At 69.1% G+C, this 19,811-nt stretch carries 17 protein-coding genes; 10 read left to right on the top strand and 7 right to left on the bottom strand.

Going from position 1 to position 19,811, the window contains the following annotated elements; translation table 11 throughout:
- Positions 1-17: 17 nt before the first annotated feature.
- A complete protein-coding gene (locus tag KY500_RS12215) occupies positions 18-422 on the bottom strand; it encodes a tautomerase family protein (protein ID WP_219900808.1) in 405 nt (134 codons plus the stop codon).
- A 210-nt stretch (positions 423-632) separates the two neighbouring features.
- On the opposite strand from KY500_RS12215, the gene KY500_RS12210 reads away from it, so the two are divergent.
- From KY500_RS12210 to KY500_RS12195, 4 genes are all read left to right on the top strand, one after another.
- Positions 633-1,853, top strand: coding sequence for a mechanosensitive ion channel family protein (locus KY500_RS12210; protein ID WP_255579250.1), 1,221 nt, complete (start codon positions 633-635; stop codon positions 1,851-1,853).
- A gap of 322 nt (positions 1,854-2,175) precedes the next feature.
- Positions 2,176-2,988: a dimethylargininase gene (ddaH, locus tag KY500_RS12205; protein ID WP_219900807.1), complete on the top strand. Its 813-nt coding sequence runs from the start codon at positions 2,176-2,178 to the stop codon at positions 2,986-2,988.
- A 444-nt stretch (positions 2,989-3,432) separates the two neighbouring features.
- A complete protein-coding gene (locus KY500_RS12200) occupies positions 3,433-5,283 on the top strand; it encodes an ABC transporter ATP-binding protein (RefSeq protein ID WP_219900806.1) in 1,851 nt (616 codons plus the stop codon).
- On the top strand, positions 5,280-7,085 hold the full coding sequence (locus tag KY500_RS12195; RefSeq protein ID WP_219900805.1) for an ABC transporter ATP-binding protein: 1,806 nt from the start codon (positions 5,280-5,282) through the stop codon (positions 7,083-7,085). Before KY500_RS12200 ends, KY500_RS12195 begins: the two co-directional genes overlap by 4 nt.
- A gap of 69 nt (positions 7,086-7,154) precedes the next feature.
- On the opposite strand, the gene KY500_RS12190 is transcribed toward KY500_RS12195, so the two are convergent.
- A complete protein-coding gene (locus KY500_RS12190; protein WP_255579247.1) occupies positions 7,155-7,607 on the bottom strand; it encodes a cupin domain-containing protein in 453 nt (150 codons plus the stop codon).
- A 297-nt stretch (positions 7,608-7,904) separates the two neighbouring features.
- On the opposite strand from KY500_RS12190, the gene KY500_RS12185 reads away from it, so the two are divergent.
- Positions 7,905-9,086 carry an NAD(P)/FAD-dependent oxidoreductase gene (locus tag KY500_RS12185; RefSeq protein ID WP_219900804.1) on the top strand — a complete coding sequence of 394 codons (1,182 nt, stop codon included), beginning with the start codon at positions 7,905-7,907 and terminating at the stop codon, positions 9,084-9,086.
- Here KY500_RS12185 and KY500_RS12180 read toward each other — a convergent pair.
- Both KY500_RS12180 and KY500_RS12175 read right to left on the bottom strand, forming a co-directional pair.
- Positions 9,061-9,381, bottom strand: coding sequence for an MGMT family protein (locus KY500_RS12180; RefSeq protein WP_219900803.1), 321 nt, complete (start codon positions 9,379-9,381; stop codon positions 9,061-9,063). The genes KY500_RS12185 and KY500_RS12180 overlap by 26 nt on opposite strands.
- A gap of 18 nt (positions 9,382-9,399) precedes the next feature.
- Complete coding sequence (locus KY500_RS12175) at positions 9,400-9,852, bottom strand: GNAT family N-acetyltransferase (RefSeq protein ID WP_219900802.1); 453 nt, start codon at positions 9,850-9,852, stop codon at positions 9,400-9,402.
- A 164-nt stretch (positions 9,853-10,016) separates the two neighbouring features.
- On the opposite strand from KY500_RS12175, the gene KY500_RS12170 reads away from it, so the two are divergent.
- The 3 genes from KY500_RS12170 (at position 10,017) to KY500_RS12160 (ending at position 14,686) form a co-directional block, all read left to right on the top strand.
- On the top strand, positions 10,017-11,231 hold the full coding sequence (locus KY500_RS12170; RefSeq protein ID WP_219900801.1) for an NADP-dependent isocitrate dehydrogenase: 1,215 nt from the start codon (positions 10,017-10,019) through the stop codon (positions 11,229-11,231).
- 230 nt (positions 11,232-11,461) lie between these two features.
- Positions 11,462-13,357, top strand: coding sequence for a heavy metal translocating P-type ATPase (locus KY500_RS12165; RefSeq protein ID WP_219900800.1), 1,896 nt, complete (start codon positions 11,462-11,464; stop codon positions 13,355-13,357).
- A 69-nt stretch (positions 13,358-13,426) separates the two neighbouring features.
- Positions 13,427-14,686, top strand: coding sequence for an MFS transporter (locus KY500_RS12160; RefSeq protein WP_219900799.1), 1,260 nt, complete (start codon positions 13,427-13,429; stop codon positions 14,684-14,686).
- A 24-nt stretch (positions 14,687-14,710) separates the two neighbouring features.
- Here KY500_RS12160 and KY500_RS12155 read toward each other — a convergent pair whose 3' ends face one another.
- Positions 14,711-15,076: a YrdB family protein gene (locus KY500_RS12155; protein ID WP_219900798.1), complete on the bottom strand. Its 366-nt coding sequence runs from the start codon at positions 15,074-15,076 to the stop codon at positions 14,711-14,713.
- 14 nt (positions 15,077-15,090) lie between these two features.
- On the bottom strand, positions 15,091-15,963 hold the full coding sequence (gene purU, locus KY500_RS12150) for a formyltetrahydrofolate deformylase (RefSeq protein WP_219900797.1): 873 nt from the start codon (positions 15,961-15,963) through the stop codon (positions 15,091-15,093).
- 264 nt (positions 15,964-16,227) lie between these two features.
- On the opposite strand from purU, the gene KY500_RS12145 reads away from it, so the two are divergent.
- Positions 16,228-16,659 (top strand): riboflavin kinase, encoded by a 432-nt coding sequence (locus KY500_RS12145; RefSeq protein WP_219900796.1) that lies wholly within the window; start codon positions 16,228-16,230, stop codon positions 16,657-16,659.
- Between the two features lie 167 nt (positions 16,660-16,826).
- Positions 16,827-18,092: an MFS transporter gene (locus KY500_RS12140; RefSeq protein WP_255579246.1), complete on the top strand. Its 1,266-nt coding sequence runs from the start codon at positions 16,827-16,829 to the stop codon at positions 18,090-18,092.
- An 85-nt stretch (positions 18,093-18,177) separates the two neighbouring features.
- Here KY500_RS12140 and KY500_RS12135 read toward each other — a convergent pair whose 3' ends face one another.
- A complete protein-coding gene (locus KY500_RS12135; RefSeq protein ID WP_255579941.1) occupies positions 18,178-19,635 on the bottom strand; it encodes an amino acid permease in 1,458 nt (485 codons plus the stop codon).
- Positions 19,636-19,811: the final 176 nt, after the last annotated feature.

Here is a 19,811-nt window from a genome sequence, read left to right as displayed (position 1 = left end):
TCAGCTGCCGGGGCGCTTCAGCTGCCGGGGCGCTTCAGCTCTCCGGTGAGGTACTGCGCGCGACCGAACCCGAACGACCAGTCGGCCGGGCTGTTCTCTACGAACCCGATGACGACGTCGGCTTGGGCTACGCCGACCGCCGCGAGGTTGGCAGTGAGGGCAGCGAAGAAGGCTTGCTTCGCCTCGTCGGAGCGGCCGGCCTGGGTGAAGATCTGGATGATGACCAGCTGTTCGGAGCGCTCGAAGCTGAGGCCCACATCGAGGGCGACCATCCGTCCGGTGGGGTGCTCCGTGACGATCTGGAACCGATCCCGTTCGGGCAGCTCGTATACCTGAACCAAGGTGTCCTGCAGGGCGTCTCCGATGGCCTGGATCTGGGTGGCGTCTCGTCCTTCGACGAGATCGATGCGAACGAGGGGCATTCGGTCTCCTTGAGAGTGGTGTCGTGCCGCCGGCGTGAGACCGGGGCGCTCCGCCGGGGCGGTTGGGGTAGCGTAACCGCGCCGGCTGGGCGGCACCGCCGCATCCGTGCCCCACTCTGTGGCTCTTCTCAGCGAGTGCTGTCATGATGAGAGGTCCACGTGACACCGCCGTTGCAGACCTCTCACTGACCTGACACGGAAAGGCCACTTGTGATCGATGTTTTCGGGCTGTCCCTGCCCGCCTTCCCCGTTGCCGCGCTCGCGGCAATCGTTCTCGCCCTCGGGATCACCGCGGTCGCCGCGTTCGCGTTCCGCCTGGTCGGTAAGCGCAAGGCGTGGGCGCGTGTGCTCGTGCAGCTCATCCGGGTGCCGTTCCGCATGACCGTGCTGATTGGCCTCCTCTGGCTCGCCGTGGCGGGCTACCTCGATGTGCCCGCTGGCTGGGATACCACGGTGGGATTCGTCTTCCGGGCCCTGTTCATCGGCAGCGCCACCTGGCTGCTCTGCGCGTTGCTGTACTTCGCCGAGGAGATGGCCGCCAACCGGTACCGCATCGACGTGCGCGACAACCGGGTCGCCCGCCGGGTGCGCACCCAGCTGCGGATGATGCGCCGAATCGGCATCGTGATCATCATCATCTGCGCGATCGGCACCGTGCTGCTGAGCATCCCCGGCGCCGCCACCGTCGGCGCCAGCCTGTTCGCCTCCGCCGGCCTGCTCAGCGTGGTGGCGGGTCTCGCCGCCCAGTCCACCCTGGCGAACATCTTCGCCGGCATGCAGCTCGCGTTCAACAACGCGCTGCGCGTGGATGACGTCGTGATCGTCGAGGGGGAGTGGGGCAAGATCGAGGAGATCACCCTCACCTACATCGTCGTGCACATCTGGGACGACCGCCGCATGGTGCTGCCGTCCACCTACTTCACCACCACCCCGTTCCAGAACTGGACCCGACACAACAGCGAACTGCTCGGCGCCATCGAGTTCGACCTGGACTGGCGCGTCAACCCCGCCGCGATGCGCGAGGAGCTCAACCGCATCGTCGCGCAGACCGACCTCTGGGACGAACGCGCCGTCGTGCTCCAGGTGACAGATGCCGTGGGCGGCTACGTGCGGGTGCGTGTGCTCGTGACGGCGCAGGATGCTCCCACCTTGTTCGATCTGCGCTGCTTCGTGCGGGAGAACCTGATCGACTGGGTCAACGCCGAGAACCCCGACGCCCTCCCGATGAGCCGTGTCGAGGTGCGCCACGAGCCCGAGGCCCCACCCGTGCGCCCGTCGTCCCGCAGCCGCAAGCCCGCCCGCCCCGTCATCGAGGCGCCCGGCCTGTTCTCCGGCGACGAGGGCGGCAAGGAGCGTGCCCAGCACTTCACCGAGTCCATCACCGTGCAGGACTGGGACGACGCCCCCGAGACCCTCCCCGCGCCCCGCTAGTCCGGGCCGCGCACTGGCGGCACCTGTACAGCGCTCGCTGACTTGCCACTTCGCGCCCATTGAGCGGCCGGGAGAGGGCCTCAACTGGCATGTCAGCGGCGGGCGCCTCGGTGAGTTGCCAGCTGAGGCCGCTTGGGCGGGCGTGTGGGGGCGTCAACTGGCAACTCGCGTGCCCACCTGCCACGTGACGGATGCGGCGCTCGCCGACGTGCGCGGGAAGTCCCTTTCCCGGCGGTGGAGGGGGCCGTCGCGGCAACCCGGTGATGCCGGCACGGGCGGGCGAAGCGAGACGCGCGTCGCGGGGGTGTTTTAGGCTGTGCGCATGACAACCTCCGGAGACTCTGGAATCCCTGACGGCACGGCAACCATCCGCACCGGAAAGCGCGCCCTCGTGCGCCGGCCCGTCGACATCCTCGCGGAGGGGCAGATCACCCATATCGACCGCGTGCCCATCGACCTCGAGCTGGCCCGCTCCCAGTGGGAGGGCTATGTCGCAGCCCTACAGGCTGAGGGTTGGGCCACCCTCGAGGTGGCACCGGCGCCCGACCAGCCCGACTCGGTGTTCATCGAGGACGCCGTGATCCTCTTCGGCGGCACCGCCGTGGTCGCGAGCCCCGGGGCGCCCAGCCGGCGCGGCGAGACCGCCGCCGCCGAGGCTGCCGTGCGCGACCTCGGCCTCACCGTGCATCGGCTAGAGTCGCCCGGCACCCTCGATGGCGGCGACGTGCTCAAGGTGGGCCGCACCGTGTACGTGGGCCAGAGTCTCCGCACCAACGCCGACGGCGCCGCGCAGCTGGCCGCCATCGTGAAACCGCTCGGGTACACCGTCGTGCCGGTTCCCGTGACCCGGGCCCTGCACCTCAAGACCGCGATCACCGCACTGCCGGACGGCACCATCATCGGCTACCCGCCCCTCGTGGACGACCCGAGCCTGTTCGAGAGGTTCCTGCCCGTGCCAGAGGCCGAGGGCACCGCCGTCGTGATCCTCGACGAGAACACCCTGCTGATGTCGGCCGCGGCCCCACAGACTGCCGCACTGCTCACCGGGCTCGGGTACCGCACCGTGACGGTCGACATCACCGAATTCGAGAAGCTCGAGGGCTGCGTCACCTGCCTGAGCGTACGGGTGCGCTGACCCCGCCCGCCACGGACGCGCCCGGCCTCGCGCCCGCATCCGCAGCCGAACCAGGCGCCGGCCGAAATTTGCTCTTGCGCCCGTCGCGCCCGGGGCCCTATCCTGAAAGGCTGCCTGAACAGGGGGGCACAAGACGATGAACAGACGCGCTCAGGAGGCCGACATGACCAAGACAGCCCGCACCACGCTCGCAACGATTGCGACCGGCGCTGCCTTCGTCCCGGCGCTCCGACTCGCCTCCGTCTAGGGGCCCGGCCACACCACCGCTGCCCGTTTCCGCGGGCACTGAGCTATCGCGGGCATCACCGCCCGTTTCTCCTCTCGGACGCGGCACCCCCCGCGCCAGCACGGCACCGTCGGCTTCGCCGCGGCTCCCGCACCGACTCAGCACGCCTCATCCACCCGTTCGACGCCAGAATCACGCGGGTTTAGCAGGAACGACTCATGACCACCTCCACAGCAGAACAGCATCCGCCCCACCTCGCGCCCACGGCCGCCCGTCCCAACACCCTCCGCACGCTGCTGCGGCTGTACCCGTTCGCCAAGTCCGCACTGCCGCGAATCGGGCTGGGCATGCTGTCCGCGCTGCTCGCCTCACTGGTGGCCCTGGCCATCCCGCAGGTGCTGCAGCAGCTCGTCGACGGCGCCCTCAGCCAGGGCGACACCGCCCCGATCTGGCCCGCCGTGCTCACGGTGCTGGCCCTCGGCGTGCTCGAGGCCGTCATGATCGCGCTGCGCCGCTGGTTCGTGCTGGTGCCAGGCACCCACATCGAATCCCGGATGCGCAACGCTCTCTACGCTCGGCTGCAGGACCTGCCCGTGACCTTCCACGACCGCTGGCCGAGCGGGCAGCTGCTCTCACGCGCGATCAGCGACCTCAACATGATCCGCCGCTGGATCTCGTTCGGCCTGGTGCTGCTGGTGGTGAACTTCCTCACCATCCTCGCCGGCGTCGTGATCCTCGTGTCGATGAACTGGATCCTCGGCCTGATCTTCCTCGTCTGCTCGATCCCGATCTGGATCTACGGGTACGTCTTCGAGGAGAAGTACTCGGTGATCGCCAGGCGCAGCCAGGACCAGTCCGGCGACCTCGCGACCGCCGTGGAGGAGTCGGTGCACGGCATCCGGGTGCTCAAGGCCTTCGGCCGCGGCAGCTTCGCGCTCAAGAGCTTCGCCAACCAGGCCGAAGAACTGCGCGGCACCGAGATCGAGAAGGCCCGCGCCATCGCCGGCATCTGGCTGTGGCTGCTGCTCGTACCCGACGTGGCGTTCGCGCTCTGCCTGGTCTCCGGCGTCTGGCTCACCAGCCAGGGCCAGCTCAGCGTCGGCGAGTTGGTGGCCTTCTTCGCCACGGCCACCGTGCTGCGCTTCCCCGTGGAGTCGATCGGGTTCCTGCTGTCGATGACCTTCGACACCCGCACCGCCACCGACCGGTTCTTCGACATCCTCGACACCCCGAACACCATCACCGACCCGCCCCGCCCGGTCACCATCACCGCTCCGCGCGGCCGGCTCGCGTTCGAGAACGTGCACTTCCGCTACGCCGACTCCCCTGAGCGCTTCCCCGACCTGCTCGACGGGGTCGACCTGGTGCTCGAACCCGGTGAGACCATGGCGCTGGTCGGGCTCACCGGCTCCGGCAAGTCCACCCTGACGGCGCTCACCACCCGGCTGTACGACGTGACGGATGGCTCGGTGACCCTCGACGGGGTCGACGTGCGGGCGCTGCGGCGTGAGGAGCTGCGTCGCCACATCGCCATGGCGTTCGAGGATGCGACGCTGTTCTCGGCATCCGTGCGCGACAACGTGCTGCTGGGCCGCCCGGAGTTCGACGAGCGGAGCCCAGAGGCCGACGCTGTGCTCGCCGAGGCGCTGGACATCGCCCAGGCCGGTTTTGTGCACGACCTACCCGACGGCGTCGACACGCTCGTCGGCGAGGAGGGCATGAGCCTGTCCGGCGGTCAGCGGCAGCGCGTGGCGCTGGCCCGGGCGGTCGCCGCAGCGCCCGCCGTGCTCGTGCTCGACGACCCGCTCTCGGCGCTCGACGTGAACACCGAGTCGCTCGTCGAAGCCGCGCTGCGCCGGGTGCTCGTCAAGACCACCGCGCTGATCGTGGCGCACCGCCCGTCCACGGTGATGCTCGCCGACCGGGTGGCGCTGCTGGAGAACGGTCGGGTCACCGCGGTCGGCCGGCACTCCGAACTGCTGGTCTCGAGCCCGCACTACAAGTTCGTCATCTCCAGCCTGGAAGACGAAGAACGACGAGAGTCCAACCGAACGGGAGAATCGCTGTGAGCGTCACCGGCGTCGAAGGCGAAGAACGCCTCGACTACACCAAAGCGGAAAGCGGCCAGATCCGCCGCCGGTCGCTGCGACTGCTCGGCTCGCTGCTGTTCCCGGTGCGCTGGTCGGTGGTCGTGGCGATGCTCGTCGTGGTCGTCTCCACGGCCGCGCAGGTCGCCGGCCCCGCCCTGATCGCCTATGGCATCGACAAGGGCCTGCCAGCCCTGCTCAACCAGGACTGGATGCCGCTGGCGGCCACCGGCGCGGTCTACCTGGTCACCGGTGTGACCGGCGCCCTGCTGATCGCCTGGTACACCGTGCTTTCCGCGCGCATCAGCCAGGCCGTGCTCATCGACCTGCGCAAGCGTGTCTTCCTGCAGACCCAGCGGCTGAGCCTCGAGTTCCACGAGTCGTACACTTCCGGGCGCATCATCTCCCGGCAGACCAGCGACCTGGATGCGATCCGCGAACTGCTCGACTCCGGCATCAACCAGCTCGTGCAGGGCTTGCTCTACATGGTGTTCACCGCCATCGCGCTGGTCACCCTCGACGGTGTGAGCGGGCTCGTGCTGCTCGTCGCCCTGGTGCCGTTGCTCGCGCTCACCCGCTGGTTCCAGGTGCGCTCGCAGCACCTGTTCCGCCGGTCGCGCACCGCCTCGGCGAGCCTGATCGTGCAGTTCGTCGAGACCATGACCGGCATCCGCGCCGTCAAGGCGTTCCGCACCGAACCGCGCAACGAACGGGTCTTCGGCAAGCTCGTCGAGGCGTACCGGCTGGTCAACGCCCGGGTCATCCAGCTGTTCGGGGTGTTCGACCCCGGGCTGATCCTGATCGGCAACGTCACCGTCGCCGTGGTGCTGCTGGTCGGGGGCTTCCGCGTCGCCGACGGTCAGCTGGCCATCGGAGCGCTGCTGGCCGCGCTGCTGTACACCCGCCGGTTCTTCGACCCGATGGAGGAGATGGCGATGTTCTACAACTCCTACCAGTCGGCCGCTGCCGCGCTGGAGAAGATCTCCGGAGTGCTCGAGGAACAGCCCGGCGTGCCCGACCCGATCAAGCCGGTGGACCTGTGGACGTCGACCGGAGCCGTGCAATTCGAGAACGTGCAGTTCGAGTACCAGGCCGACCGGGTCATCCTGCCGCACTTCGACCTCACCCTGGAGCCGGGGCAGACCATCGCCCTCGTCGGCTCCACGGGTGCGGGCAAGTCGACGTTGGCCAAGCTGATCTCGCGGTTCTACGACCCGTCCGACGGCCGAGTGCTGTTAGACGGCGTGGACCTGCGTGACCTGCACCCCAAGGACCTGCGCCGGGCCATCGTGATGGTGACCCAGGAGGCGTATCTGTTCAGCGGGAGCGTGGCCGATAACATCGCGATCGGCAAGCCCGAGGCCACCCGGGCGGAGATCGAGGCGGCGGCGCAGGCGGTTGGCGCGCACGACTTCATCGTGGGCCTGCCCGGCGGGTATGACACCGACGTGAACAAGCGCGGCGGCCGGGTCTCGGCCGGGCAGCGTCAGCTGATCTCGTTCGCTCGGGCATTCCTGGCCGACCCGGCGGTGCTGATCCTCGACGAGGCCACCTCGTCGCTGGACATTCCCAGCGAACGGTTGGTGCAGGAGGCTTTGCAGACCCTGCTCAGTGACCGCACCGCGGTGATCATCGCGCACCGGCTGTCGACCGTGGCGATCGCCGATCGGGTGCTCGTGATGGAGAACGGCATCATTGTGGAGGACGGCACCCCCGACATGCTCATCTCGGGCACCGGCCGGTTCTCCAAGCTGCACGCCGCCTGGCGCGAGTCCCTCGTCTAACCCTCCCGCGAACTGTGACTTAAGCACCAAAAACTCCCGTTTTTCGGGGCTTTGCTCACAGTTCGCGGGCTAGGACGGGCCCAGGGGAGGGGCGCCGGTGGGGCCGGCGAGGGGGTCGCCCTTCAGCTCGACGAAGATCGCGTGGGTGGGTGTTGAGCCGGTGTTCTCGCCCGAGTGGGTCTGAGCGGGCAGCCAACGTGCCTCGCCGGCATCCAGCACCGTGTCGAAGACCCGGTCACCGCTCGCGAGCCGGCGGTGAAAGCCGCTCAGGGTGACCATGACGCTGTCCGGATGCCCGTGCGGCGTGGTCGTCGTACCCGGGTCGTCGCGGTACTCGAGCACCCGCACCCGGTCGTTCTCGAACAGCACCCGGTAGTGCTCCGGGTTGGAGATCACCGGGTCGGCCGGTTCCGCGCCGGACGGGGGTGACTCTCCCCGCGGTGGGTTCGGGGTCGGGCTTTGTCGCGCGTCCGCGGCGTGGCTCTGCGGGGCATCCGGGGCGTGATCGTCGGCCGCATTCATGCAGGCACGATACACCCGCCGCGAACTGTGAGCTAAGCCCCAATAATGCGGGATTTTCGGGGCTTAAGTCACAGTTCGCGGGGGTGTGGGCGGGGGTTTGAGTCGGTCGTGTTTCGGGCATGTCAAAGGCTTCGAACCACTGGCCGAGAACCCGCCCGACACGCTTGACACGCCACGGCCGCGCCGCGAATCTGAACCCAGAGCACATCACACAAACCGCCCAGGACCGAGCCCGCTCGTTCCTCGAGCCGCCATCGCAACCGGTGGCGCGCCTGTCTGATCGGGGGATCACCCAGCATGCACTCAGTCACCATCGTGGGCGCGGGGGTGGTGGGGCATGCCAGCGCGGCCGCCCTGCGCGCCCACGGCTACACCGGAGCGCTCACGATCGTCGGCGGGGAACGCCACCGCCCCTATGACCGGCCGCCGCTCGGTCGTGGCTTCCTCACCGGGGAGACCACCATCGGCGAGCTGGCCCTCGAGGCCCCCTCGGAGGATCTCGGCGCCGAGTGGCAGCTGGGCGTGCCCGCGGTGGCCCTGGACGCGGCCGCGCACCGGGTGACCCTCGCTAACGGCCGCACCCTCGAATCGGATGCCGTCGTGATCGCCACGGGGTCCGCCGCGCGCCGCTTCGACCCGATGCCGCGCGGGGTGCACACCCTCCGCACCGTCGAAGACGCCCTCGCGCTCCGCGAAGAGCTGCTGCCCGGCGCCCGCATGATCGTCGTCGGCTCCGGCATCGTCGGCCTCGAGGTGGCGTCGACAGCGCGCGATCTGGGCTTGCAGGTCACGGTGCTCGGCAGCACCACGGATGCGCTCTGCACCACATTCGGCGGAATCGTCGCCGACGCCGTGTACCGGCTGCACTCCCGCCGGGGCATCACCGTGCGCACCGACCTGCGGGTCGCTGAGCTGATCGGACCCGGCTGGGTGTCGGGTGTGCGGCTGACCACGGGGGAGGAGATCGGCGCCGATGTGGTGCTGCTCGACATCGGCTCCGTGCCGCTCGCGGGCTGGCTGGGCGAGGCCGGACTCGACTTGCGCGGCGGCGTGGTCTGCGACGAGGCGGGTGCCACCGCGGTGCCCGGCATCGTGGCCGTGGGCGACTGTGCGGCCTGGTTCGACCCGGCCACCGGGCTGCACCGGCGCATCCCGCACTGGAGCGACACCCGCGACCGGCCGGGCATCGCCATGGCCGCGCTGCTCGGGGTCGACCCGGCCGCCGCGCTGGCGCCTGCGCGGGTGACGTCGGAGCAGGGCGGCGCGCAGGTGCAGTTCGCTGGCCGGCTGCGCGGCGGCGAAGACGTCACCGTCGAGGCGGGCAGCCCGTCCACGGGCGACCTGGTCGCGGTCTACCGGCGCGGCTCGGTGCCGGTCGCGGTACTCGGCATCGACCAACCGCAGCTCGTCGCCGACTGGCAAGCCCGCCTGGAGCCGGCCCCCGTCGAACCGGTCAGGGGCGCCAGCGCGCTCGGCTGAGATCCACCCGGTAGCCGGCATCCGGCGCGGTCGTCGTGACCAACGGCGTGTTCTCGGCCCGGTAGTGCTCCAACGCCCGGTCCTCGTGCCCGACCGGCGGATGCCCACCAGCGCGGATCACCCGCCACCACGGCGCATCCGCCCCGAACTGGGCCATCGTCTGGCCCACCACGCGGGCGGCGCGGGAACCGAGGGTGGCGGCCACGTCGCCGTAGGTCATCACGTGGCCGGGCGGGATGGAGTCCACGATCTCGAGCACGGCCGCCACGAACGGGGTGGCCGGATTCAGGTGCACGTTCTGAGGTGTCGCGGCCTAGAGCGTGAGGGCGCCGATGACCTCGCCGAACGCGGTCTCGCCGATGTCGACGAAGCCGATGCGGTGGAAAAAGGCCTCCGGGCCCTCCTCGCCGGGCTCCCAGATGACCGTGATGCGGTCGAAACCGCGGTGGCGGGCTTCTTCGGCGAGGGCTTCGGCGGCGAACTTGCCCACGCCCATGCCCTGCGCTTCCGCGTCGACGTTGATGCGCCAGATGCAGGCGCGGAATTCTTCCTGGGCCGATTCGGGGTCGAAGTTGCCGTGGATGAAGCCGGCGACCTCGCCGTCGAGCAGCACCACACGTTGCCACGCCGTGTTCGGGTTGATCACCGATGCCGCCACCGAGTAAGAGACGGGTGCGATGAATTGCTCCTGACCGGGCTTGAGGCTCAGGTTGTTGGCCGCGACGATGTTGCGTGCGGACAGTTCTTCCAGTCGGAGTTCAGGCATGCCCCTAGGGTATCGTCCGGTCGCGAAGGCTGATAGTCGGGTTTGTGGGGGACCCGGTCCCGGTGCCCCGCAAGGCTGGTCAACTCTCTCGATGTCGAGACAGTTACCGCCCTCGGCTAGGATTGTTGACGGCCACCACGCCCCGACTCACTGAGGAGAATCCATTGTCGAAGATCAAGGTTGCAGGTACAGTCGTCGAACTCGACGGGGACGAGATGACCCGCATCATCTGGCAGGCCATCAAGGACTCCCTCATCCACCCGTACCTCGACATCGACCTCGAGTACTACGACCTGTCGATCCAGAAGCGTGACGAGACCGACGATCAGATCACGATCGACGCGGCCCACGCCATCCAGAAGCACGGTGTCGGCGTCAAGTGCGCGACCATCACCCCCGACGAGGCTCGCGTCGAGGAGTTCGGCCTGAAGAAGATGTGGGCCTCGCCCAACGGCACCATCCGTAACATCCTCGGCGGCACGATCTTCCGTGAGCCGATCATCATCTCCAACATCCCGCGCCTGGTGCCGGGCTGGAACAAGCCCATCATCATCGGCCGCCACGCGTTCGGCGACCAGTACCGCGCCACGAACTTCCGCTTCGAGGGCGAAGGCACCCTCACCATGACCTTCACCCCGAAGGATGGCGGCGACCCGCAGCAGTTCGAGGTCTTCCAGGCGCCCGGTAGTGGTGTGGCCATGGGCATGTACAACCTCGACAAGTCGATCATCGACTTCGCTCGCGCGTCGCTCAACTACGGCCTCGAGCGCAACTACCCGGTCTACCTGTCGACCAAGAACACCATCCTCAAGGCCTACGACGGCCGGTTCAAGGACATCTTCCAGGAGATCTTCGACACCGAGTTCAAGGACCGCTTCGAGGCAGCCGGCCTCACCTACGAGCACCGTCTGATCGACGACATGGTCGCCTCCGCCATGAAGTGGGAGGGCGGCTACGTCTGGGCCTGCAAGAACTACGACGGCGACGTGCAGTCCGACACCGTTGCGCAGGGCTTCGGCTCGCTCGGCCTGATGACCAGCGTGCTCTCCACCCCCGACGGCAGCGTCGTCGAGGCCGAGGCCGCGCACGGAACCGTCACCCGGCACTACCGCCAGCACCAGCAGGGCAAGCCCACCTCGACCAACCCGATCGCGTCGATCTACGCCTGGACCCGGGGCCTGTCGCACCGCGCCAAGCTCGATGAGAACCCGGCGCTGGCCGAGTTCGCGCACACCCTCGAGGACGTTGTCGTGAAGACCGTCGAGAGCGGCAAGATGACCAAGGACCTCGCCCTGCTCGTGGGCCCGGACCAGGGCTACCTCACCACCGAGGAATTCCTCGCCGCGATCAGCGACAACCTGCAGACCCGCCTGGCGTAACCCGCCCGGCATCGGCCACTGCTGACGACGAAAGGCCCCGCCTCGGCGGGGCCTTTCGTCGTGCCACCCAGCCCGGGGTCGGATGTGCCCCACACCGGGCTCACTGCACCTCGAGTCGGCGATTGCGACCGCTATAGCGGGCGCGGTCACCCAGAGGTGGTGCAGCGGCGAGGCACAAGGGCAGCCTCTCCTTGCTGGTGCGCACGCGCATCCGAGACGACAATGGACCCATGTCCACGCTCGCTGGAGCATTCCGCCGGTACCCGGTTGTGGCGGCAACCATCCTTGTCGGCCTGCTCGGGCTTCCGCTGTGGGCCCTCGGCCTGCCCGTGGCCGTGCAATGGCTGTACTCCGGTCTCGGACTTGTCGTGGTCGGCATCCAGGGTGTCGGCATGGTCAAGCGGATGCGTCAGGGCCAATTCGGTGTGGACCTCCTGGCGATCATGGCCATCATCGCCACCATCCTGGTGGGCGAGTACGTAGCCACCCTGGTGATCGTCCTGATGCTCTCCGGCGGCGCTGCCCTCGAGGGCTACGCGGCGGGCCGGGCCCAGCGGGAGCTGAACGCCCTGCTCGAACGGGCTCCGCAGATCGCGCACCTGCTGCGCGACGGCTCCTCCGACGTGGAGGACGTACCCGCAACGTCGGTGCGGGTCGGCGACGTGCTGTTGGTGCGGCCCGCGGAGATCGTCCCCGTCGACGCCGAACTGGTCTCGGCATCCGCCGCGTTCGACGAGTCCTCGCTCACCGGGGAGAGCATGCCGGTTGAGCGCCGCACCGGCGACCGGGTGCTCAGCGGCTCGATCAACGGCCAGGCCGCCGCCACAGTTCGGGCCACGGCGCTCGCCGCGGACAGCCAGTACCAGCAGATCGTGGCCCTGGTGGCTGAGGCGGCCTCGAGCAAGGCGCCGGTGGTGCGCCTCGCCGACCGTTACGCCGTACCGTTCACCATTGTGGCCCTGGCCATTGCCGGGGCAGCCTGGTTCGTTTCTGGCGAACCGGTGCGATTCGCCGAGGTGCTCGTGGTCGCCACACCCTGCCCGCTGTTGCTCGCCGCGCCGGTCGCGTTCATGGGCGGGATGAGCCGGGCAGCCCGCAACGGCATCATCGTCAAGGGCGGGGGAGTGCTCGAGAATCTCGCCCGCGCTCGAACCGTGGTGTTCGACAAGACGGGCACCCTCACCTACGGTGCGCCCACGATCGCCAGGGTCATCCCCGCTCCGGGATTCACCGAGGACGAGATCCTCACCCTCGCGGCGTCGGCCGAGCAATATTCCTCGCACGTGCTCGCCGCATCCGTTCTTGCGGCCGCAGACTCGCGCGGCCTGGCCCTGGTCTCCACCGAGACCGCGCAGGAGATACCCGCCAACGGCGTGACCGCCCGGTTCGGTGACCGCCAGGTTGTGGTGGGCAAGCTGTCCTTCGTGGCCGAGCACGCCGACGACAGCTACGCGGCCGACCTCGTGGGCGGGGAACTCGCCATCTATCTCGCCGTCGACGGCCGGTTCGCCGGCTGCGTCGTGGCCAGCGACCAGGTGCGCGACAACGCGCGCGCCACCGTTCAGGCCCTCGACCGGCTCGGCGTGCACGAGTCGGTCATGCTCACCGGCGACGCCCGCCCCACCGCCAACCACATCGCCCGGCAGGTGGGCATCACCCGGGTGCGCGCCGACTGCCTGCCCGTGGACAAGGTCGAGGCCGTGCGTGCCATGCGGGAGCGCCCGGTGATCATGGTGGGCGACGGCGTCAACGACGCCCCGGTGCTGGCCGTGGCCGACGTGGGCATCGCGATGGGTGCCAAGGGGTCCACCGCGGCGAGTGAATCAGCGGATGCGGTGATCCTGCTCGACGACCTGTCCCGCGCCGCGCGGGCGGTCGGTATCGGCCGGGACACCGTGCGCATCGCCCTGCAGAGCATCTGGCTGGGCATGGCGCTGAGCCTCGGGCTCATGGTGGTCGCCGCATTCGGACTGATACCCGCCACAGTCGGGGCGCTGCTGCAGGAGCTCGTCGACCTCGCCACGATCCTCAACGCCCTGCGAGCCATCGGCGGGCGCCGGGACATGCGCGCCCGCGGGAAGGCCGCCATGGTGCCCGCGGCAGCCCAGCCGGTGCCCACCCGCTAAGCACCTCGCCCGCTCGGGTCGCACCCGCACCCGAGCATGAGCCGCGCCGGGACGGCATATTCTGGAGTGATGCGACGACTCCGTTTTCCGTTCGGCTCCAGAACCAGCCGAACGGCGAACGAACCCCGGCTGGGCCGGGACGTCTACGTGCTCGGTGTCATCGCATTCTTCGTCATGGTGGGCTTCGGCGTGGTGGTTCCGGTGCTACCGGTCTACGTCAAGAGCTTCGGGGTGGGCAACCTGGAGATCGGCGCGGTGGTGTCGGCGTTCGCGCTGATGCGCTTCGTGGCCAGCCCGGTGTGCGGCAAGCTCATCGACTGGGCCGGCGAACGCACCATCCTCGCCGTGGGCATCGGTATCGTCGCCGTGTCCAGCGGCCTGGTCGGTATCGCGGGCAGCTACCCACAGCTGCTTCTGCTGCGTGGAGTCGGCGGGATCGGCTCAGCGATGTTCACCGTCGCGGCGATGACCCTGCTGCTGCGCACCACTGCCCCGGGCATCCGCGGCCGGGCGGTGGGCTTCTACCAGGGCGGCTTCCTCATCGGCGGCATGGCCGGGCCCGCCATCGGCGGTCTTCTCGCCACCATCTCGCTGACCGCACCCTTCTTCTTCTACGCCGGCACCCTCGCCGTCGCCGGGGTGATCGGCCTGGTGCTGCTGCAGCCGGCCACCCGCGTCGCGGCCGGCGGCACCGGTGCGGCCGCGCCCTTGCTGCCGCTCCGCACGGTGCTGCGCGACCCCCGCTTCCGCGCCGCCTGCCTGGCCAACTTCTCCCAGGGCTGGTCGTCGTTCGGCGTGCGCGGCGCGCTCGTGCCGGTTCTCGTCGTCGAGGTGCTCAAGGGCCCCAGCGCCTGGACCGGCATCGCCTTCGCGATCGCTGCGGTCGCGCAGACCCTGGCGCTGGCGCCGGCGTCCCGGTTCGTCGACACCGTCGGCCGCAAACCGGCCATCATCGGGGCGTTCCTCGTGGCAGCCGTGACGATCACGGCCATCCCGTTCGCACCGAACATCGTGCTGCTCACCGTGCTGCTCTGCGTCTACGGGGTCGCCGCGGCGTTCATGGGCACCGCGCCGGCCGCATCCGTCGGCGACGCCGCCGGCAGCGCGGGCGGGCGCCCGGTGGCGATTTTCTCGATGTTCTCCGACTTCGGTGCCATCGTCGGCCCGCTCGTGGCCGGCCTGCTCGCCGACACCGTGTCGTATCCGGCCGCCTTCCTGCTCGGCGGGCTGCTGTTCGCCGCCACCTCGCTCTACGCGCTGCGGATGCCCGGCGGCCTGCCTGCGCAGCCCGCCCCGGAGCCCCCGGTCACCGACCCGGCCGACCGCTGACCTGGTCGCGGAAGTGCGGGGAATTCAGGCGCCGAGTTCCTGGCGCCCGGAGAGCACGCCGCTGATCGTCGCGACCACGGCGAAGACAGCGGCCACGATCGGCTGGCCGAGGTCCCACCAGGCGAGGGCGGCGGCGCCGAACACGAAGATCTCCACGATCGCTTTACCGAACGGGTCGAGCCGGAACACGGCCTTCGGCGACCGGAACAGCGCCCAGACCAGGATCGCGAACGCCGGCGCGAGAATGCCGAACAGAATGCCCGGCCACGGCAGCGGCCAGGCCAGGAACCCCCAGAGCGCCAGGCTCACGAAGGCGAAGAGTTCGAGCACAAAACGCAGGACGTCGTTGACGCCGACGGCGGGGTGGGGCGGGTGTCGTTCACCCGCCAATCCTACCGGCGGGGCTACTTGAAGATGATGGTGCGCACTCCGTCGAGCAGCACGCGGTTCTCGGCGAACCACTTCACGGCCTGGGTGAGCGTGCGGCTCTCCTCGTCCTGACCGATCGCGACGAGCTCGGCGGGCGTGCGGGAGTGGTCCACCCGCACGACGTTCTGCTCGATGATCGGGCCCTCGTCGAGTTCGCTGGTGACGAAGTGCGCCGTGGCGCCGATGAGCTTCACCCCGCGGGCGTGCGCCTGCTTGTAGGGGTTGGCGCCCTTGAAGCCGGGTAGAAACGAGTGGTGGATGTTGATGGCCCGGCCCTCGAGGTACGCGCAGAGTTCGGGGGAGAGGATCTGCATGTAGCGGGCCAGCACCACCAGTTCGATGTCGAACTCCTCGACGGCTTCCACGACGCGGGCCTCGAAGGCGGCCTTGCTGGCGGCATCCGTGATGGGCAGCGACTCGAACGGCACGCCGTAGAAGCCAACCAGGTCGCGCAGGGTGCCGTGGTTGCTCAGCACCAGGGGCACCTCCACGGTCAGCTGGCCCCCGCGCTGGCGGAAGAGCAGGTCGTTGACGCAGTGACCGGCGGTGGACGCGAGCACCAGGGTGCGCAGCGGCCGGCCGACGACGTCGATCACCGACGCCATGCCGTACTTCTCCACGACGGGCGCGAGGGCGGCCTGCATCTCGGCGCGGTCGGCGGGGGATTCCACCTGTAGGCGGATGAAGAACCGGCCGGTGTCGGCGCTGGAGAACTGCTGGCTCTCGGTGATGTTGCCGCGGGCGCCCACGATGGCGCCGCTGACGTCGTGCACGATGCCCGGCTGGTCGGGGCAGACGAGGGTGACGACCAGGTGGTGATGGTGCGCGGGCGGCAGGCTGGGGTTCATCGCACCAGATTACCCGGCGCGGTGGCCCCGCTCGGCGGCGAATCCGGCGGCTAACCAGGTCGTGCGCTCGGGAATGCCCCGGATGCCAGCGCGTTATCCCCGAGTGCAGGCCGGAATTCAGCGGCCGGGAGAGCACGTAAAGCGGCGCAATGATCCGGCAACGTTGTGGTTATCGCGACGAAACTCCCGGATGCTGGGATAGACACCAGACAGCCACACTGGCGAGGTACCCCGGAACGACGCGAAGCGGAAGGTAGACACACAATGACCGAAGGAACCCTGCTGGCGCTCGAGACTCGGCCGACGACCATCACCGGAACCGTCATCCACGGCAACGCCTGGGGCCGGGTGATCGGCTTCCCCACGGCGAACATCGAGGTGGCCGGCCTCTCGGCGCACACCGGAATCTGGGCCGCCATCGTGCACGGCGAGGGGCTGCCGGCCGCCGGCGTGCTCGCGGCCGTGTCGGTGGGAACCCGACCCACGTACTACGGCGATGCCGGGCACCCGCTGCTCGAAGCGCACCTGCTCGACTTCGCCGGCGACCTGTACGGCCAGGAACTGTCCGTGGAGCTGCGGCTGTTCCTGCGCGCGGAGGTGGCCTTCGTCGACACACCCGCCCTCGTCGACCAGCTCGCCATCGACGTTGAGAACACCCGCCACTGGTACGCCGCCGGGGCCCGCGCCGCCGCCTGAGCCCGTCACTGGACGAGATATCCGGCTAGGCTGGTTCACGGCCGGCGGAACACGCGTGGCCCCGGGCGCGCACGTCGGCGCGCACCGCTTGAAGAACCCGCTCAGCCCGGCCGTGACAGCCGCCGGAGCCGAGGGCAAGCGGAACCTGTCTGTGAGCCACAGCACCCATGTCATTTACTGCGCCCATCTCGCTGCCGTCCACCGGTATGCCCCGCCCCGACCAGAAGGCACCTACCGGAGCCTTCCCCTGGATCGGCCTGATCGCCCTCTCCGCCGCCGTCTTTCTCTCGGTCACCTCCGAGATGCTGCCCACCGGTCTGCTGCCCGAAATGAGCACCTCGCTCGGGGTCAGCCAGTCCGACGTGGGCCTGCTCGTGTCCTGGTTCGCGTTCACCGTCGTGCTCACCAGCACACCGCTGGCGCTGCTGACCCGACGGATGCCCCGACACGGCCTGATCGTTCTCGTGCTCATCGTGTTCGCGTTGAGCAACGTGCTCACCGCCATCGCGCCCGACTACACCTTCGTGGTCATCTCCCGGGTGATCGGCGGACTGGCGCACGGCCTGTTCTGGGGCGTCGTGGGCGCCTATTCCGCGCACCTGGTGCCCAAGGACCAGATCGCCAGGGCCGTGTCGATCACCATCGCCGGTGGCACCCTCGCGTTCGTGTTCGGTGTGCCGCTGGGAACCTTCCTCGGCCACCTGCTCGGCTGGCGGCTCTCGTTCATTGTGCTCGCCGGCCTGATGCTCGTGGGCGCCGTGGTGATCTGGCGGTTCCTGCCCAAGGTCGAGCACTACACGGGCAAGCGCACCGAGTCCGTCACGACGGAGACCGGCACCATCACGGTGGCCAAGCTGCCCCGCGACCCCACCATCGGCCCGGTCGCGCTGGTCTGCGTGATCACCGCGCTCACGATGATCGGGCACTACACCTTCTATACCTACATCGCGCCGTTCCTCAGCGACACCCTCGGGGTGGGCAGCGACGCCGTGGCGCCGCTCCTGTTCGCGTACGGCATCGCCGGGGCGATCGGCCTGTTCATCAGCGGCGTCGTGTTCAGCAAGCGCCCGCAGCTGGGCCTGGTGCTCGGGATGTCGGTGACGGTCGTCAGCGTCACCGTGCTGGCGCTGTTCACCCAGACGCTGCCCGTGGCGATCGGCGCCTTCCTGGTCTGGGGACTGGCGTTCGGCACCTTCCCGCCGCTGCTGCAGACCCGGTTGCTGCACACCGCGTCGGTGCGCATCCGCGACACCGCCAGCGCCGTCTACACCACCGCGTTCAACGTCGGCATCGGCCTGGGCGCCTTCGTGGGCGCCTTCCTGCTCGACCAGGTGGGCCTGGGTTCCGTGCCGTTCGTCTACGTGGGCATCATCGTGCTCGCCCTGGCACTCGTGCTGGCCAGCGACGTCGTCATCCGCCGCCGCGCGCTCTGACCCCGGCCGTGACGGCCGGCCAACTGGTCCCGAAGCGGACAACTGGACCCGGCGCACCGGGTGCAACTGTCCGGACGGGGAACAGTTAGGGGCGTGAGGATGCCCCGCGGGCCGGCAGCGGGGGACGGGACGCCGCGATCTCGAGGATGCGGCCCCGGCAGGCGTACCAGCCCAGCACCAGCGCCGGGATGATCAGGCCCAGCGAGCTGATCGTGAGCGTGCCGACCGGCCAGTCGAAGGCCATCAGCACGAGAACCGTGGCCAGGAAGGCCAGGGTGAGGTAGCCGGTGAACGGGGCGCCGGGCATCCGGAACGCCGGCCGGGTGAGGATGCCCGCCTTGGCCCAGGCCTGCAGTCGCAGCTGACAGAGCACGATCATGCCCCACGCGCTGATGATGCCGATCGCGGCCATGTTGAGCACGATCTCGAACGCCTCGTCGGGCACGACAGCGTTCAGCGCCACCCCGAGCAGAGTGACAACACCGGTGAGCAGGATGCCGCCGAACGGCACCCCGTTACGGCTCACCTTGCCGGCGAAGCGCGGCGCCGACCCGGCCAGCGACAGCGATCGAAGGATGCGCCCGGTGGAATACAGTCCGGCGTTCAGCGACGACAGCGCCGCGGTGAGCACCACGAGGTTCATGATCACGTCGACTCCGTCGATGCCGATCGAGCCGAAGAACGTCACGAACGGGCTCACTCCAGTCTCATATGCCGTATACGGCAACAACAGCGAGAGGAGCAGGATCGAGCCGACGTAGAACACCGCGATGCGCACGATGACCGTGTTGATGGCCTTCGGCATCACCTTCTCCGGGTTCTCGGTCTCGCCGGCTGTGGTGCCGATCAGCTCGATCGACGCGTAGGCGAAGACCACGCCCTGCACCACGAGCACCGAGGCGAGCAGACCGTTGGGCAGCCAGCCGCCGTTGTCGGAGATGAGGGAGAAGCCAACGGCGGCTCCGTCCACCGGGGTGCCGAAGATGACCATCCAGGTGCCGACCAGCAGGAACACCACGATCGCGACGACCTTGATCAGCGCGAACCAGAACTCCAGCTCGCCGAACACCTTCACCGAGAGCAGGTTGAGGCTCATCACCACGGCCAGGGCGATCAGCGCGAACAGCCACTGCGGCACCTCGCCGAACGGCGCCCAGTAGCGGCCGAAGAAGTTCATGTACAGCGCCACCGCCGTCACGTCCACGATGGCCGTCATCGCCCAGTTGAGCCAGTACAGCCAGCCGGTGACGAACGCGGTCTTCTCACCGAAGAACTCCCGCGCATACGACACGAAGGATCCCGAGGTGGGCCGGTGCAGCACCAGCTCACCGAGCGCGCGCAGGATGAGGAACGCGAAGAAACCGCAGATGGCGTACACGAAGACCAGGGCGGGCCCTGCGCTGGCTAGTCGGCCACCGGCGCCGAGGAACAGGCCGGTGCCGATGGCGCCGCCGATCGCGATCATCTGCACGTGCCGGGCCTTGAGCCCCTTATGCAGCCCCTGGTCCTCGTGCACACTCAACGCGTCGTCGATGTGCTCCAGCGGTGTTTCGTCGTGCCCGGAGTGATGCGCGGGGCGTTCGGTGGGGGTGACGTCGTTCTCCGGCCGATCCGGCCCGGTGGTGCTCGTGGTCACGTGACGCATCCATTCTGGGGGTTGCGGTAACACTAGCCGACGGCTAAGAGATGGTCAGGGTCGAAAGGCCCACTCCTGTACAC

It is taken from the genome of Cryobacterium sp. PAMC25264, from assembly GCF_019443325.1.
Taxonomy (GTDB): Bacteria; Actinomycetota; Actinomycetes; order Actinomycetales; family Microbacteriaceae; genus Cryobacterium.
This window is presented reverse-complemented; position numbering and strand designations above follow the sequence as displayed.